Genomic DNA, 15852 nt, shown 5'->3' on the forward strand with positions numbered 1-15852 from the left:
GGGGAGTGCCTGATACGGTTGGAGAACGCCAGTCTAGGGCACAACGCGTTTTTTCAAAGGTATGATCTAGACATTCGATGGTCTGATCTGGACGCGCTCCCATGCCCCCTGATATCCGCCTGCTGATCCTGCCCCTGCCGGCGTTTGCCCTGCTGCCGTTCGGTGCATTTCTCGACAAGCTGCGTTTCAGCGCCGATGACGAAGACTACAGCCAGCAGCGCTATTGCAGCTGGACCCTGGCAGGCTTGACCCTCGACCCGGTGCCCGCGAGCAGTGGTGCGGTGGTGCAGGTGGAAGCCATTGCCGAACAGCTCGACATGGCCCATTACGACTACCTGGTGCTGTTCGGCGGCCGCAACGCCATGGCCACCGCTGAACTGGCACCGCGCTACAAGGCGTTGCTGAAGCGGGCTGCCAAGGCGGGTGTGAAGCTCGTGGCCGTCGACAACGCCGCCTTCCTCTTGGCCGCTTGCGGCCTGTTGGATGGGCATGACGTAGTGGTCCATTGGCGGCATGAAGCCGAGTTTCGAGCGACGTTCCCTCATCTGAAGGTACTGCGCGACCAGCTCTATCACATTCAAGGTGGGCGCATTACCTGCGCGGGAGGGACCGCGGCAATCGACCTGGCGGTAGAACTGCTGTCGCGTGCCTGTGGCCGGGCTCGGGCGCTGAAGGGCTTGGCCGACATGTTGGTGGACGAGACGCGCGACAGCCGCCATGCCTTGCGTTCGTTGGAGCCGGGGGGAGGGCACGGCCGAGCGGTGCAGCGTGCCCTGGCGTTGATGCGGCATCACTTGGGTTCACCGTTGTCGGTCGAACAGCTGGCGGCAGAGCTGTGCATCAGCCGGCGTCAGCTTGATCGTCAATTCCAGGCCAGCCACGGGATGAGCGCCAAGGCCTGGTGGCTGGAGATGCGCTTGCAGCAAGCGCGTTGGCGGTTGCTCAATTCCAGCCACGGCCTGGCGCAGATTGCCGACGAAGTGGGGTTGGGGGATGCCAGCCACCTGGGTAAATGCGTGCGGCGGCGCTTTGGTTGTACGGCACTGCAACTGCGCGGAGGTGCCGCTGTTGCCTGAGCGGCCGCATCGCCCCCCAGGCTGGTCTGGCTTTTACTGCGGTGTGCCAAACATCCCCGTCCAGTAGATCCCTGCATCACTCTTCGGGTCGACGGCATAGGCCGCCCCTAGCTCGCGATACTCCGGGTTCATCAGCGTCGCACAATGCCCAGGGCTGGCCAGCCAGGCATCGACCACCTTATGCGCAGTGTCGCGGCCTGCAGCGATGTTTTCGCCGATCTGCTGATACAAGTAGCCCGCCAGCTCGGCCCGATCGCCAGGGGTGCGGCCGTCGCGGTCGATATGGTCGAAAAAGTTCTGGTTGGCCATGGCCCGCGTATGGGTGGCGGCAACGCCGGCCAATACGGTGCTCCAGCTCAGCGCGGGCGCGGCGGCAAATGGCTGGCCGCCGCATTGGCGTGGCACCTTGCGCGCCGCGTTGATTTCTTGCAGCACCTTTTGCCCTTCAGCCTGCCAATCCCCCAGGCGGCTGCTGAGCAGCGGTCGGGCAAGGACGATGCGCCAGTCGCGACCTTCTTGGCTGACACCGATGTCGACGAACTGCGGGTCGAGCACCACCTGGCAGAAGCTCTCCTCGATGGCATGCATGGCCGCGCGCGCATCGCGCGGGCCCGAGAGGCTTATGGCCTGCACGTTGACCATCGGGTAGGCCGCGCGGGACATGGCCTGTTGCAAGTCGCGGGTGCCCTCGGGCGACAGCGCCAGGCGGGTGTCGCTGTTGAGGGGCGGCAGCTCCAGCGACGCCTCGCCACCACAGGGCTGGGCCTTGCTGCGGTAGACGTTGATCGATTCGATCAGTTGCGCCTCCTCGCCGGTGACGGCCAAGGCACCGGTCGAGACGACCAGGCCCAGCGACAAGGCGGCAACAGATGACAGGACGCGCATGTGAATCTCCCTATGACTGGCAGCGTCGGGGTAAGCGCTGCTCATCCTACACAAGCACAGGGTTTTTGGCCCAGTCCCGTGCAAAGCAATACAAACGACGGCAGTCGTTGCAGGCGGCATAAGAGGAAGTAGACCACTGGGCGTGCAAAAAGTGCGATCACTTGGTAATTATTCGTAACTTCAGCTGGAAACAATTCGTAATCGCGATTAATTTATGCCCTCCACCCCACGTTGCCAGGAAGGCGTCCATCCGATACCCAGGAGCCTTTCATGGCACGACCCCTTCATTATCAATCGACCTTTCTCGCTGTCTGCTGTTCCGTTGCGGTTACTGCACAGGCGGCTGATGGCGTGATCCAGCTGGATGCCACTGCTATCGACGCCGAGTCTGCCAAGGTCAAGGGCGAACTCCCGCAAGCCTTTGCCGGTGGGCAGGTCGCGCGGGGCGGGCAGATGGGCGTGCTGGGCAATCAGGACATGATGGACGTGCCGTTCACCATGACCAGCTACACCGCGCAATTGATCGAGGACCAGCAGGCCGAGGATATCGGCGATGTGCTGCTCAACGACCCGTCCGTGCGCCAGTCGTTTGGCTTCGGCAACCAGTCGCAGGTTTTCGTCATCCGCGGGTTGCCACTCAGCGGTGATGATGTGGCGTTCAATGGCCTGTATGGCGTGTTGCCCAGGCAGATGATCTCAACCGATGCGGTAGAGCGGGTCGAGGTGTTCAAGGGGCCCAACGCCTTCCTTAACGGCGCCAGCCCGACCGGAACCGGCCTGGGTGGCAACGTCAACTTGCAGCCCAAGCGTGCCGGCGATGTGCCGACCCGTCGCTACACCCAAGACATCAGCAGCGACGGCCGCGTTGGCGAACACCTGGACATCGGCCAGCGTTTCGGTGAAGACAACCGCTTTGGCGTACGCCTGAACCTGTCGCAACGTGAAGGCGAAACCGCAGTCGACGACCAGGATCAACGCAGCAAGCTGTTCATTGCCGGCCTTGACTACCGGGGCGACAACTTCCGCCTGTCTACCGACTTCGGCTACCAGAAGCAGCGCGTCAACCACCTGCGTAACTCGGTGCGCCTGGGGGCCGGCCTTACTGATATCCCGCGGGCGCCGGATGCCGACCACAACTATGGCCAGGACTGGGCCTGGACTGAAACCGAAGACACGTTCGGCATGGCCCGGGGCGACTACGACTTCAACGACAATTGGAGCGGCTACCTGGCCGGTGGCGTCAAGCACACCCATGAGAACGGCTTCTACGGCACGCCGATCCTGACCAACGCCGCCACGGGCGACGCCACCATCGCCGGTTCGAAAATCCCCCACAATGAAGACAACACCACCTTCATGGGCGGCATCAACGGCCGCGTGCAGACCGGCCCGGTCAGCCATCAGCTGAACATCGGTGCGGCCAGCATCTGGACCCAGCAAGAAAATGCGTTCGTCTTCTACAACGCGCAGGCCACCAACCTCTATCACACTGACCCGTTGCCCAAGCCCACCACCCCAACCTTTACCGGTGGCAAGTTGGACGACCCTGGGGTGACCGGCAAGACGCGCAACCGCAGCATTGCCGTGTCCGATACGCTGGGCCTGTTCGACGATAGCCTGCTGGTCACGGTGGGGGTGAGGCGCCAGCAATTGCGGGTCGAAGGGTATGCCTATGACGGCGAGGGCGCGGACCTTGGGCGCAACGCGTTCTACGACGAGTCGGTGACCACGCCTGTCTACGGCATCGTGTACAAGCTCAACCCGTCGATCTCGCTGTACGCCAACCGCATCGAGGGCCTGGCGCAGGGCGCTACGGCGTCGGGGCAGGTCATCAACGCCGGGGAAGTGTTCCCACCCGCCAAGACCAAGCAGGTCGAAGCAGGGGTCAAGCTCGACTACCAGACCTTCGGTGCCAACCTGGCGCTGTTCCGTATCGAGCGGCCCACCGATGGCTTTGTTCAGGGCAATGTATTCGTCCAGGACGGCGAGCAGGTAAACAAGGGTATCGAGCTGAGCGTGTTCGGCGAGCCGCTGCAGGGGCTGCGCCTGATGGCCGGCGGCACCCGTATGGACACAGAACTGAAAAACACCCAGAACGGTACCAATGATGGCAACCATGCGGTCGGTGTTCCGACCTTCCAGCTCAACGCCAGCGTCGACTGGGACGTGCCTGGCCTGCAAGGCGTAGCACTTAATGCCCGCATGCTGCGCACCGGTGGCCAGTACGCCAACCCGGCCAACACGCTCACCCTGCCAACCTGGAACCGATTCGATGTAGGCGCACGTTACCGGTTCAAGGTGCAGCAGAAAGAGGTCACCTTGCGGGTGAACGTGGAGAACCTCACCGACAAGAACTATTGGGCCTCGGCCAACGGCGGCTACCTGACCCAAGGCGACCCGCGCCTGGTCAAGTTCTCCGGCTCGATAGACTTCTGACGCTCACTGTAGGAGCAGCCTTGTGCTGCGAAGAGGCCGGTGAAAGCAGCGAAGATTCAGTGTGCTTTCACCGGCCTCTTCGCAGCACAAGGCTGCTCCTACACCCAAACACCCACACACGTCAGCGGGCCAGCGCCTGGTTAGGCTTGTAGAACAGAAAATGCGTGGTCTCGGCGGTCTTGCGGTAGGCCTTGGCCCAATCCGGGTGCACATTGCGGTCGTGGAAGTACAGCGCACCGTCGGTAGGGTCCTTGAGCTGCTGGTTGAGCGCCTTGCGCGCAATCTCTTTGGCGATGTCGTAACGCTGCGCTTCCTCGACCTGGTCCGAGCGCCCGTCACACCACCAGGAAAACTGGCACGCCTTGGTTTCCACGCCTTGTTTGACGACGCCACAAATGGTGTCCGGGAAGCCATCATGCCCCAGGCGGTTGAGCACGACACTGGCCACCGCCGTCATGTCCTTTTCGTTGGCCCCCTTGGCTTCCCAATAGATGGTGCGGGCCAGGCAGGTGATGCTGTCGTCCAGCGGCGATTGGCCTGCCGGGTCGACTGCTTTCACTTCGCCTGGGGTGATGGTTTCGGCCTTTTTCGGCGGCGGGGCGTCCTCGACCACCTTTTCTTCAAGGACTTCGGCCTTGTCCTCGGCGACCGCGGCCTTGGCCGTGTCTGCGGCGTGCAATGGGCCTGCAAGCAGGGCCGAGGTCAAGCCGATTACCATCCACGAGAGGCGCATGGCCGAGCTTCCGATCGCTGAGTTGATTCAGAGTCTAGCCAAGCGTAAGCATTAGCACCAAAGGAAGGGTTGCGGCGGCTACCACGGTCTGCAGAGCGATGATGGTGGCCATCAGCGGTGCGTTGCCGCCCATCTGCCGGGCCATCACATAGGACGAGGACGCCGTAGGCAAGGCCTGGAACAGCACGGCCACGACTGCCGCCTGCCCACCCAGGCCGAGCACACGGCACAGGCCCCAGGTCGTCAGCGGCATGATCAGGAACTTGAACGCCGAGGCGGCCATCAACGGGCGCACCTGGCGGCCGACGCTGGCACCGCCCAAGGCTGCGCCCACGCACAGCAGGCCCAAGGGCAGGGCGGCCTGGCCGAGCGCCTTGACCGTCGGTTCAAGCCCTGCCGGCAAGCCCAGCCCTGTGACCCGCAGCAGCAGGCCACCTGCGCAGCCAACGATCAGCGGGTTGGCGAAGATCGCCCGCAGTACCGTGGCCGGTGAGCTGTGGCGTGCGCTGAAACGGGCGAACACCAGTACGCACAGCAGGTTGACCAAGGGCACGATGGCGGCGTTGGCAACTGCCGCCAAGGCAATGCCAGCACTGCCATAGATGCCCGCCGCCAGGGTTGCGCCGATGTAGTTGTTGAAGCGAATGCCACCCTGGAACACCGAGGTGAAATCGGCACCGTCATGGTTCACCGCGCCTTGGTACAGCACCAGCAGCAAGGCGCCGAGCAGGGTCGACAGCATCAGCACTGCGACCATGCCCAGTATCGGTACCCCGTCGAGGTTGGCGGTGGCCAGGCCATGCAGGAACAGCGACGGCAGCAGCACGTAATAGCTCAGGCGTTCGGCACCGGGCCAGAAGGTATCGGCCAGAAAGCCGCGCACACGCAGAAAGGTGCCCAGGGCGATCAGCAGGATGATGGGTAGCAGTGTGGTCAGCAGCAGGTGGAGCATGGTCGGCGTTCCGTCGTCGGGTACCGCTACAGACTACGGGGGCGCTTTGGTTTGTAAAAACGTTGTTTTCTTCAGTGACCGTTGAGAATAACTGCACGGTTGCTGCGATTTAGGCGTCCAGGGCCGTCTTTAGCACCGCACTCAGGTGGCGCCGCTGGCTTTTCTCATGCTCCAGCAGCACCACCCGGCGCGTCAGTTGCGGTTCGCCAAACGGCAGGCAGGTCGCCGGCGGCAAGCGCTGCAGGTCCGCGTCGGCCATGGGGATGATGGCCACGCCCAGGCCCATCACCGCCATGCTGGCCAGGGCTTCCTGGCTGTCCAGCTCCATTTGTTCGCTGACTTGCAGGTGCTGGCGGCGCAGCTCCTGTTCGATCTGCCGTCCGGCCCAGGCGCGTTTGTCGAAGCGCAGGAACGGTTGGCTGGCCAGCAGCTCGGGCACGCTCTGGCCAGCCAGGTCGGGGCTGGCGATGGCCCAGAAGCGGTCAGCGAACAGGGGCGTGAAGACCAGGCTCTGCGGGTAAGGGCTGACCGGCTCGGTGGTGATCGCTGCATCGAGTTCGCCGTCTTCGACGCGCCGGGCCAATTCCGCCGACATGCCCGACGCGACACTGATGTGCAACTGCGGGTGGTGGGTCTTGATCCACAGCAGGGCTTTGGGCAAGCGCCGGGCCAGCACCGTGTGGATCGCCCCCAGGCGCAAGCGGCCACGTAGGCTCGGGCCACTGGCCAAGGCATCGGCCAGCTCGTCATAGGCGCCGAGGATGCTCTCGGCGCGCGCGACCGCCAACTGCCCGGCTTCGGTCAGCACGACTTGCCGTCGGCTGCGATCGAACAGGGTGACCTGCAGTTCGTCTTCGAGGGTCTTGATGTGCAGGCTCACGGCCGAAGGGGTGAGGCTGAGCAGGTCGGCGGCACGGGCGAAGGTGCCGTGGCGGGCGATGGTCACCAGGGTGCGCAGGGCTTTGAGGGACACGCGAAGGGGCTCCAGGGCTGAGCGGGCAGGCGTACATTGTCAGTGCGGGGCCGGTCGCCGGCAAGCCGGCATCTGCGTACTTCAACGCCCCGTGCGCCCATACGCCTGGCTGATGCGGTCAATCACCATGGCCAGCGCCACGATCGCCAACCCCGCCTCGACGCCCTGGCCGACGTTAAGGGTCTGGATCCCCGCCAGCACATCCTCACCCAGCCCGCGGGCGCCAATCATCGAAGCCACCACCACCATCGACAACGCCATCATCACCGACTGGTTGAGCCCGGCCATGATACTGGGCAGGGCCAGTGGCAGGGCGATGCGACGTAGCCGCTGCCAGCGGCTGGCACCCAGGCCGTGCGCAGCCTGCAACAAGGACGGGTCGATCTGCCGCAAGCCCAGTTCGGTCAGCCGCACCAGTGGCGGCAAGGCGTAGATCAGGGTGGCGAACACCGCCGGCACCTTGCCCAGGCCAAACAGCATCAGCACCGGGATCAGGTAGACGAAGGCCGGGAGTGTCTGCATCACATCCAGCACCGGCAGCAGTAGCCGTCGAGCCAGCGGGCGGGACGCCAGCAGAATGCCCAGCGGCACGCCAACCATCACGCACAAGCCCGTGCTGATCAGGACCAAGGCCAAGGTTTGCAACAGCTTGTCCCACAGCCCGAGCACGCCGATCAAGGCCAGCAGGGCCACCATCATCAGGCTGCGCAACAGGCTGCGGCTGGCATGCCAGGCGAGCAGCCCGACCACCAGCAACAGCGCCCACCAAGGCAACAGGCGCAGCAGGTTTTCCAGCCCCACCAGCAGTTGCAGCAGTTGATCCGAGAGGCTGCGCAAGTGGTCGCCGTAGTTCAACACCAGCCAGTCGACCAGTTGGTTGACGCGGCCCGCGAAGGAAAATTGCAGGGCTTCGGGAAAGCCGCCGCTCATAGGCTGCCCTCGACCTTGGCTGCGACCTGCGCAGGCAACCAGGCTTTCCACACGTCGCGGTTATCGCGCAAAAAGGCGAGGGCAGCCTGGTTGGGCGGGATGCGCTTTTCGCTCATCTCGGCCAGGGCGCTGTTGAGCCGATCGATCGGCAGGTCGACTTTTTCGAACACCGCCACCAGGTCCGGGTAGCCTTCTTTGAACGCCTTGGAAACGCCAATCGACAATTTGGCTGGCAGTGACTGGCTACCTTGCGGGTTGGGGTTGCTGGCATCTGTCAGGGTGGCCCAGGCCTTTTCATTGAAGGGCGGCTCTTGCAAGCGGATCAGCTTGTAGCGCCCCATGAGCGGGGTCGGGTTCCAGTAATAGAACAGCACTGGCTGGCCGCGGCGGATGGACGAGCTGATTTCGGCATCCAGCGCTGCGCCAGAGCCACTGCGGAAGTTGTTGTACAGCGCATCCAGCCCATAGGCCTTGAGTTTCTGGCTGTTGACCGTCTCGGACGTCCAGCCACTGGGGCTGTTGAGGAAGCGCCCTTTGTCCGGCATTTCAGGGTCGCTGAACACCTTGGGGTAACGCTTGAGGTCGTCGACACTGTGCAGGTCCGGTGCCAAGGGCTTGAGGTTGCGCGACGGGTCGCCCTGGATCACGTAGGCTGGCACCCACCAGCCTTCTTCAGCGTGCTTGACCGTGTCGCCAAGGGCAAACACCTGCCCAGCCTGCTCGGCCTTGATCCACGCGGGGCTGCGCCCGGCCCATTCCTCGGCGATCACCTGCAGGTCGTTTCGGGCCAAGGCCACTTCCATGCTCACGGTGCTGCCGGGCAGTGTGTCGGTGGGGTAGCCGTAACCACGCTCGACGATCAGGCGCAGGATCTCGGTGGTCAGTGCACCGCTTTCCCAACCAATTGCGCCAAAGTGAATCGGCGCGTTGCGTTCCGCTGAGGCGGCGCTGTCGGTGCTGGCCAAGCCAAAAGCCAGCAGCAGGCCGGCCAGCAGCGTTGGAATTCTTTTCATCGGGGCCTCCTCGGTAGCCGCTGAGTCAGTGCCGGCAAGTGTAGACGACCCCTTTGCTTGCTTTGCCTGGCGGGAGGCAGGGAAGGCGCTCTCTCTGTGCCCCGTGGCGCGCGGTTGCAAGAGTGTGCGTTGCCATTTCGGCAGCACACTTGGCCCACGGCGCGAGGCATTCCTGATGACCCTTGATTTGAGTTTCGTCTATTACCGCAACTTCTGTTTCGATGGAAAATTTCACGTTCGGTGCATGGGTGCAGACCTGCACAAGGTCAGCCGTATTCGCTACGAGCTGGAGCGGGCCGGGCCTGAGGGTGCGGTGTCGTTCAGAGGGGTTTCGGTACAGTCCGAGGTACACACTGGCCGCTTGGGGGACCATGGATGCCCGGCCACGTTGATCGCCGAAGAAGCGTCAGGTGTCTATAGCATCCGGCCAAGAGTCGTCCTGTTGGATGAACATGCCCGGGCCATGAACCGGCCTACCGGCGCTGCCGGGATCATTGACTTGCCGCCCTTGGTGCTCGAGATCAAGGCCGAGGAGTTGAACCGACGCGTGCTCGAAAAAATACCGCTGCCATCTGCGGGCGGGCGAGGCAAGCGTGAGGTGGGCCAGAGCAGCCGCGAATACGAACCTCGTGAGCAGCTCGCGCAAGGCCTTGCGGCAGTGGCGCCAGGTGCCGCGTACCCCACGCTGGTTATCGCGTTCGAAGCGGGTGGCTACCAACGGCTGCTTGATGATCTGCAGCCCGAGTCAGGCTCGGTACTGGTTCGTTATTGGCCGAATCTGAATACCGTGCTTACCCCCCGGCCTGTTCTGGATGAGCAGGAGCAGCATGACGATCGGCTTCAGGCATTACGCACGTTCTGCTATCTGGAGCAGCCGCCGAGCATGCTCAACGACACTTACCTCGCACTGCTCAAGACCCTGGCCGCGCTGGAGTACGTGCAGTCCATGCTCTTTCTGCAAGCCAGCGCCGAGCCAAACCTGATCTTGCTTGGCGCGGCGGCGGTGGTAGCCACGCTGTTGACCGGCGCCGCCGTGGTGGCGGGCAATCGAGCCCACGAAAATGCCCAGCCCACGCCCGACTTCGAGCCTCGCCAGCATTACCTCGATGCACCAGGCCCAAGATGGAAAGGGCTGAACGTGCGCAAGGCCTGGGCCGGGGGGGTAACTGGGCGAGGCTCGCGGATCCATTTCAGTGACGGCGGGTTGTTTGCGGAACACGAGGACCTGCGGGGCAACCCTGACCTGAAGATCGTGTCGCTAGCGCCCAACGACGATCCCAAGCATGGGACTGCCTCTGTGGGGATCATCCTGGCAACGCGCAATGGGTTTGGGGCAACGGGGGTCAGTCACGACAGCGAATTGTACCTGTACCACAACCGCTCCAAGGATATTCACGGCAACAATCAGGTGCTCAAAGACCTGCTGCGCAACGTGGAACCCGGGGATATTGTCGCCATCAATCGTCAATCCGCCAACCCCGCAGTATTGAGCACCCTGCTGCCGTCCGTGCACGACAAGGCCTGGTGGACAGTGATGCAGCAACTGACCCAGCGCGGCGCTGTGGTGGTCAACGCGGCGGCCAATGGCAGCAGCAAGACCCTGGCGCAACAAGGGACTCAAGCCAACCAGGGCGTCGACCTTGCCAATTGGCCCTACTTCGACGACTACGGCGACGCCGGAGTCATCTTGATTGGCGCGTGCCAATCGTACAGCGGCAAGCCCCACACGTACTCCAACTACCGCTACCGCCATCGCATGCTCAATGGCTGGGGCGACAGCGTAGTGACCCTGTCCAGAGGTGACTTGCAGGACTTACCGGGTGAAAACAGGGACTACTCCGAGAACTACGCCGGCACCTCCAGTGCAACTCCCATGGTGACGGGCGCACTGAGTCTGATCCAGTCCTATGCCATGGAGCACCATCACGTCTACCTGAATGCCGACCAGATGCACCTGCTGGTCATGGCGTCCGGGTATGAAGACGCCACCGAGCCGGGTACCGATGTACTGCCAATGGGGGCCAGGCCCAACGTGCACGGTGCGCTGGTCATGCTCGATCGCATACTTGGCAACGGCCGCTTCGAACCTTGAGGTGAGGCCGGCAAGCACCGGCCTCTAACGCATCAGACGCGGAATTGATCCATCAGCGCCTGTTGTTGATTGGCCAGGCTGTTGAGCGACTGGCTGACCCGAGCCGACTCGTTGGCTTGCCCTGACAGCGATTCAGTGACATCGCGAATGGTTGCGACATTGCTGTTGATCTCTTCGGCCACCGCGCTTTGTTCTTCGGCGGCCGAAGCGATCTGCAGGTTCATGTCGGTGATCACCGTCACTGCCTGGCCGATGCGCTGCAGTGCTGTGACGGCCTGGCCGACCTGCTCCACGCCACCCTGGGCCTGGCGGTGGCTGTTGTCCATGGCACCGACCACTTCGCGGGTACCGGCCTGCAAGGCCTCGATCACCTGACGGGTTTCTTCCACCGACTCCTGGGTGCGCCGGGCGAGGTTGCGCACTTCATCGGCGACCACGGCAAAGCCACGGCCGGCCTCACCGGCGCGGGCGGCTTCGATTGCAGCGTTGAGTGCCAACAGGTTGGTCTGCTCTGCAATCGAGCGGATCACTTCCAGCACCGAGCCGATTTTTTCGCTGTTCTGCGCCAGGCCCTCGACTTCGGCCATGGCGTTGTTCATGTCGGCGGCCAAGGCATCGATGCTGTGGGTGGTGCGGTCGATCACGGCCAGGCCCTCGCGGGTGGCCTGGTCGGCCTCGCGCGCTGCCTGCGCAGCCTGGGCAGCGCTGCGGGCAACGTCCTGCGCGGTGGCGCTCATTTCGTGCGAGGCGGTCGCCACCTGGTCAACCTGGCGGTACTGCTGCTCCATGCCAGCGCTGGTCTCGCTGGCGATCGCCGAGGACTGGTCAGCCGTGCCACGGGCGGCCTGCACCGAACGTTTGACCTCGGCAATGGTGGGCTGCAGCTTGTCGAGGAAGCGGTTGAACCAACCGGCCAACTCGCCCAGTTCGTCCTGCTTCTGGTAGGTCAGGCGGCGGGTCAGGTCACCTTCGCCACTGGCGATGTCCTTGAGCATCGCTGCCACGCCCAGAATCGGCCGGGTCACACCACGCGCCATCAGCCACACCAGCAGCAGGCCTGCGATTGCAGCGGCCAGGCCCAGGCCCAGCTCCAGCAAGGTGCCACTGGTGTTCAGTGCATCGAGTTCCTGTTTCAACGTTTCGGCGGGCCCGGTCAGGGCGTTTTCCGGCACGTCCAGAAGCACGCCCCAGGGCTGGGCGCCGGGGATCGGCTCGAAAGCCGCCAACACCTTGAGGCGTTGCTGGTCGTGCAGGATGCTCAGCTTGCCCTCGGCCAGCTTGCGCACCAGTTCGGCGCCCTTGGTCGTGTCGACCTGGTCGAAGCGCTGGGCCAGCTTGCCGGCATCGGCGCTGTAACCGGCCAACAGGCCCACCGGGCTGAGAATGCCCACGGTGGTGCGGCCTTCGTACAGGCTGCGGCTGGCATTCTGGGTCAAGGCCTGCAGGCTGTTGAGGTTGATGTCGATCGACAGGGTGGCGATCACCTTGCCGTTGACGGCCAGGGGGAAGACGATGCTGGTCATCAGCACCCGCTGGCCATCGATGTCATAGAAGTAGGGCTCCACCACGCAGACCTTGCCGCTGCTGCGCGGGCACACCCACCACGTGTTGGCGGGCTGGCCGCTGGGGCCGACCTCGGTGTTGGCCATGTCATGTTCAGGCAGGGCCATGGCGGTCAGCTGGCCGGCACGTGGTTGCGACCAGTACAGCGCGAAACGCCCGGTTTCGTTGCTGCCCAGCTCTGGCTTGGCAGTGAACAGGTTGTCCTTGTGGCCCAGGGCGTTGGGCTCGAACACCAGCGACATGCCGAGCAGGTCAGGGTTGGCCTGCAACGCGGCGCGCACTTGGCGGGTCATGTCCTCGCGCAGGTCGTAGGCGTCGAGGAAGCGCTTTTCGGCCTGCTCGCGCAGGAACAGCACCTGGCGGGCGAAGCCGGCGCCGTACTGATAGGCGTCCATGAATTGACGGCGAATGTTCAAGGCTTGCACTTCACCTTGCGACTCGATGCGCCCTTGGGCCGCATCGGTGAGCATCTGCATGCTGCTCGCCTTGACCAGGTCCGAGCTGTGGTCCATGCGGTACAGCGAAAGGCCGACGAGCAGGGTGACGATGCCGGCCAGGCACAGACCGGCGAGCAGGGTGATCTTCCACTGGATGGAAAGTTGTCGCAAAGGCATGGGGCGAATCCCTTGTAATAGTTCTGGCTGTCGACTGTGTCGGCCATCGCGCTTTTTTCTTTATTCAAACGTTCAATTTAAATTAAGGCGGGGCTGAGTAATGCGCCGCAACATGGCACTTTTGACATCTGCCGCCCGCTGCTTCAGAGTGCGCGCTTTTTTTCTGTCCTTATGAGGTAAGCCAACCATGAATGCAGTGATCGCCGCGGTCGGCATCATGCTGATACTCAGCCTGTCGCGGGTACACGTGGTCATCGCCCTGATCATTGGTGCCTTGGTCGGCGGCCTGGTCGGCGGCTTGGGCATCGAGGGCACGCTGAAGGCCTTCAATGGCGGGCTGGGTGGCGGCGCCACCGTGGCATTGTCGTATGCGCTGCTGGGCGCCTTTGCCGTGGCCATCGCCAAGTCAGGGCTGGCGCACGCCCTGGCCGATCGGGCCTTGGCCATGATCGACCGCCAGGGCCATGCCAATGGCGGCAAGGTGAAGTGGATGATGATCGGCCTGATGCTGGTGGTGGCGGTGTCGTCGCAGAATATCCTGCCCATTCACATCGCCTTCATCCCGCTGCTGGTGCCGCCGCTGCTGTATGTGTTGACGCGTCTGCGCATCGACCGTCGGCTGATCGCCTGCGTGATCACCTTTGGCCTGATCACCCCGTACATGTTTCTGCCGGTGGGCTTTGGCAACATCTTCCTCAACGAGATCCTGCTGGCCAACGTCGCCCGCGCCGGGGTCGATGTGAGCGGCGTCAATGTCACCCATGCCATGGCCATTCCGGCGGCGGGCATGCTCGCCGGCCTGTTGCTGGCGGTGTTCTTCAGCTACCGCAAGAAGCGCGACTACGACCTGGCGCGTATCGAGCAGGTCGAGCAGGTCAGCGTGCAATACAACCCATTGACCCTGATGGTCGCTGGCCTGGCGATCGCGGCGGCGTTTATCGTGCAGCTGTTGCTGGACTCGATGATCATTGGCGCCATGGTCGGGTTCCTGATCTTCTCGCTGTCGGGCATCGTGCGCTGGAAAGACACTGACGACCTGTTCACCGAAGGCATGAAGATGATGGCCATGATCGGCTTCATCATGATTGCTGCGTCGGGTTTTGCCGACGTGATGAAGGCCACCGGCGAGGTCAAGAGCCTGGTCGAGACATCGGCGCAGTGGATCGACCACAGCAAGGGCGTCGGCGCCTTGCTCATGCTGCTGGTGGGTTTGCTGGTGACCATGGGCATCGGCTCGTCGTTCTCCACCGTGCCGATTCTGGCGGCGATCTTCGTGCCGCTGTGCGTGCAACTGGGCTTCGACCCCGTGGCCACGGTGTGCATCGTGGGTACCGCCGGGGCATTGGGGGATGCAGGTTCGCCCGCGTCGGACTCGACCTTGGGCCCGACCTCGGGCCTGAACGTGGACGGCCAGCACCACCACATCTGGGACACGGTGGTGCCGACCTTCATCCACTACAACCTGCCGCTGCTGGCGTTTGGCTGGTTGGCGGCGATGACGCTGTAAGGCGGGAGGGCGTCAGCCCTTGTCGGGCGGCGGCGAGATCCTGTTGAGGACTGTGCTGCCGTCCTTGCTGCGGGTCAGGTAGACCGGCAGCACCTTGGGCAGGTTGTTGACCAGGCGCCCGACTTCGCGGGTGTTATAGATGCCGCTGATGCGGATCCGCCCGGTGCTGGCATCGGCCAGCAGCAGCGGGGCGTCGAGGTAGCGGTTGATCACTGGCAACGCCTGTTCCAGGCTCAGGTTATCGAGCACCAGCTTGCCATTGCGCCAAGCCAGGGCATTGCCGTAATCGTCGCTTTGCGCCAATTGCGGCTCGAAATCGCCCTTGTGATAGCTGGCCTGCATCCCAGGGCCCAGGCGGTAGCCGCCGGCACTGCCGTCGCTGGACACCAGCACCGAACCCTCCACCAAGGTGACCTTGACCTGGTCCTGGTACTTCCAGACGTTGAACTGGGTGCCGGTTACCCGGGTCTGGCCGCGGCCAGCGTGGACGATGAAGGGGTGCGCACTGTCGTGCTGGACCTTGAAGAACGCCTCGCCGCGCTTGAGGGTAACCTGGCGCTGGTCCTTGAAGTTGAGGTATGTCAACTCGGTATTGAGGTTGAGCTGCACCGTGCTGCCGTCGCTCAGCTCTACTGTCTGCATCCGGTCGCTGGCTTCGAAGTGCTGGTAATGGTTGGGCAGCCAACCTTGTTCCCAGCCCATCCAGCCTGCCAACGGCAGTACCGCCAGGGCGATGGCAGCAGCCGAGGCCAGCGGGCGCCAGTTGCGAACGCGTGCGGCCTGGCGTGACGGCGGGTTGAAATCGACCACGGTCGCGTTGCGTGGCAGCAGGTCGGCGGTCTGCCAGATTTCCAGCATCGCTTGGTATTCCTCGGCGTGCCGTGGGTCAGCCGCCAGCCAGCGGGCGAACGCCTCGCGCTCTGCCGCCGTGCAATCATCGGCGTGCAGGCGCATGCACCAATGCGCGGCGGCGTCGGTAATGGCATCGTCTGGGCTGGGATTGAGGCGGTCGTGATTCATTGCGGCTCCGGGTTTTGCGCATTCTACCCTTGCTAGAGGGTTCCCGAGAACCGAGGTA

At 63.5% G+C, this 15852-nt stretch carries 12 protein-coding genes and 1 pseudogene; 4 read left to right on the forward strand and 9 right to left on the reverse strand.

Annotated elements, in window-relative coordinates; translation table 11 throughout:
* Positions 1 to 101 precede the first annotated feature (101 nt).
* Complete coding sequence (locus tag GIB19_RS14485) at positions 102 to 1076, forward strand: GlxA family transcriptional regulator (protein ID WP_274886952.1); 975 nt, start codon at positions 102 to 104, stop codon at positions 1074 to 1076.
* A 33-nt stretch (positions 1077 to 1109) separates the two neighbouring features.
* Here GIB19_RS14485 and GIB19_RS14490 read toward each other — a convergent pair whose 3' ends face one another.
* Positions 1110 to 1961 carry a CAP domain-containing protein gene (locus GIB19_RS14490; RefSeq protein ID WP_099429112.1) on the reverse strand — a complete coding sequence of 284 codons (852 nt, stop codon included), beginning with the start codon at positions 1959 to 1961 and terminating at the stop codon, positions 1110 to 1112.
* A 270-nt stretch (positions 1962 to 2231) separates the two neighbouring features.
* Between GIB19_RS14490 and GIB19_RS14495 the strand changes: the two genes are divergently transcribed.
* Positions 2232 to 4397 (forward strand): TonB-dependent receptor, encoded by a 2166-nt coding sequence (locus tag GIB19_RS14495; protein WP_274886953.1) that lies wholly within the window; start codon positions 2232 to 2234, stop codon positions 4395 to 4397.
* 121 nt (positions 4398 to 4518) lie between these two features.
* Here GIB19_RS14495 and GIB19_RS14500 read toward each other — a convergent pair whose 3' ends face one another.
* The 5 genes from GIB19_RS14500 to GIB19_RS14520 form a co-directional block, all read right to left on the reverse strand.
* Entirely contained in the window at positions 4519 to 5130 is a 612-nt protein-coding gene (locus GIB19_RS14500) for a cell wall hydrolase (protein ID WP_099429114.1), read from the reverse strand.
* Positions 5131 to 5164: 34 nt separating this feature from the next.
* Positions 5165 to 6082 carry an AEC family transporter gene (locus GIB19_RS14505; RefSeq protein WP_274886954.1) on the reverse strand — a complete coding sequence of 306 codons (918 nt, stop codon included), beginning with the start codon at positions 6080 to 6082 and terminating at the stop codon, positions 5165 to 5167.
* A 109-nt stretch (positions 6083 to 6191) separates the two neighbouring features.
* Positions 6192 to 7055, reverse strand: a complete 864-nt coding sequence (locus GIB19_RS14510) for a LysR family transcriptional regulator (RefSeq protein WP_085274271.1) — start codon at positions 7053 to 7055, stop codon at positions 6192 to 6194.
* Between the two features lie 81 nt (positions 7056 to 7136).
* Positions 7137 to 7985, reverse strand: coding sequence for an ABC transporter permease (locus GIB19_RS14515; protein ID WP_274886955.1), 849 nt, complete (start codon positions 7983 to 7985; stop codon positions 7137 to 7139).
* On the reverse strand, positions 7982 to 8998 hold the full coding sequence (locus tag GIB19_RS14520) for an ABC transporter substrate-binding protein (RefSeq protein WP_099429117.1): 1017 nt from the start codon (positions 8996 to 8998) through the stop codon (positions 7982 to 7984). The genes GIB19_RS14515 and GIB19_RS14520 overlap by 4 nt, the downstream gene beginning before the upstream one ends.
* A gap of 175 nt (positions 8999 to 9173) precedes the next feature.
* Here GIB19_RS14520 and GIB19_RS14525 point away from each other — a divergent pair, with 175 nt between their 5' ends.
* Complete coding sequence (locus GIB19_RS14525; protein WP_274886958.1) at positions 9174 to 11090, forward strand: S8 family serine peptidase; 1917 nt, start codon at positions 9174 to 9176, stop codon at positions 11088 to 11090.
* A 32-nt stretch (positions 11091 to 11122) separates the two neighbouring features.
* On the opposite strand, the gene GIB19_RS28445 is transcribed toward GIB19_RS14525, so the two are convergent.
* The gene (locus GIB19_RS28445) at positions 11123 to 11878 is read right to left on the reverse strand and encodes a methyl-accepting chemotaxis protein (protein WP_371097434.1); all 756 of its coding nucleotides are present in this window, start codon (positions 11876 to 11878) and stop codon (positions 11123 to 11125) included.
* A 102-nt stretch (positions 11879 to 11980) separates the two neighbouring features.
* Positions 11981 to 13267, reverse strand: a pseudogene (locus GIB19_RS28450) (HAMP domain-containing protein); the annotation flags it as partial.
* Between the two features lie 187 nt (positions 13268 to 13454).
* Between GIB19_RS28450 and GIB19_RS14535 the strand changes: the two are divergent.
* Positions 13455 to 14774, forward strand: coding sequence for a Na+/H+ antiporter family protein (locus GIB19_RS14535; RefSeq protein WP_027593561.1), 1320 nt, complete (start codon positions 13455 to 13457; stop codon positions 14772 to 14774).
* A gap of 12 nt (positions 14775 to 14786) precedes the next feature.
* On the opposite strand, the gene GIB19_RS14540 is transcribed toward GIB19_RS14535, so the two are convergent.
* Entirely contained in the window at positions 14787 to 15794 is a 1008-nt protein-coding gene (locus GIB19_RS14540; RefSeq protein ID WP_274886961.1) for a FecR family protein, read from the reverse strand.
* Positions 15795 to 15852 lie beyond the last annotated feature (58 nt).

Source organism: Pseudomonas sp. ITEM 17296 (genome assembly GCF_028895205.1).
GTDB lineage: Bacteria > Pseudomonadota > Gammaproteobacteria > Pseudomonadales > Pseudomonadaceae > Aquipseudomonas > Aquipseudomonas kermanshahensis.

Coding starts and splice junctions, on each gene's coding strand:
- GIB19_RS14490 (WP_099429112.1), bottom strand. CDS start 1,961: ATGCGCGTCCTGTCATCTGTTGCCGCCTTGTCGCTGGGCCTGGTCGTC.
- GIB19_RS14540 (WP_274886961.1), bottom strand. CDS start 15,794: ATGAATCACGACCGCCTCAATCCCAGCCCAGACGATGCCATTACCGAC.
- GIB19_RS14535 (WP_027593561.1), top strand. CDS start 13,455: ATGAATGCAGTGATCGCCGCGGTCGGCATCATGCTGATACTCAGCCTG.
- GIB19_RS28445 (WP_371097434.1), bottom strand. CDS start 11,878: ATGGAGCAGCAGTACCGCCAGGTTGACCAGGTGGCGACCGCCTCGCAC.
- GIB19_RS14485 (WP_274886952.1), top strand. CDS start 102: ATGCCCCCTGATATCCGCCTGCTGATCCTGCCCCTGCCGGCGTTTGCC.
- GIB19_RS14495 (WP_274886953.1), top strand. CDS start 2,232: ATGGCACGACCCCTTCATTATCAATCGACCTTTCTCGCTGTCTGCTGT.
- GIB19_RS14525 (WP_274886958.1), top strand. CDS start 9,174: ATGACCCTTGATTTGAGTTTCGTCTATTACCGCAACTTCTGTTTCGAT.
- GIB19_RS14520 (WP_099429117.1), bottom strand. CDS start 8,998: ATGAAAAGAATTCCAACGCTGCTGGCCGGCCTGCTGCTGGCTTTTGGC.
- GIB19_RS14500 (WP_099429114.1), bottom strand. CDS start 5,130: ATGCGCCTCTCGTGGATGGTAATCGGCTTGACCTCGGCCCTGCTTGCA.
- GIB19_RS14505 (WP_274886954.1), bottom strand. CDS start 6,082: ATGCTCCACCTGCTGCTGACCACACTGCTACCCATCATCCTGCTGATC.
- GIB19_RS14515 (WP_274886955.1), bottom strand. CDS start 7,985: ATGAGCGGCGGCTTTCCCGAAGCCCTGCAATTTTCCTTCGCGGGCCGC.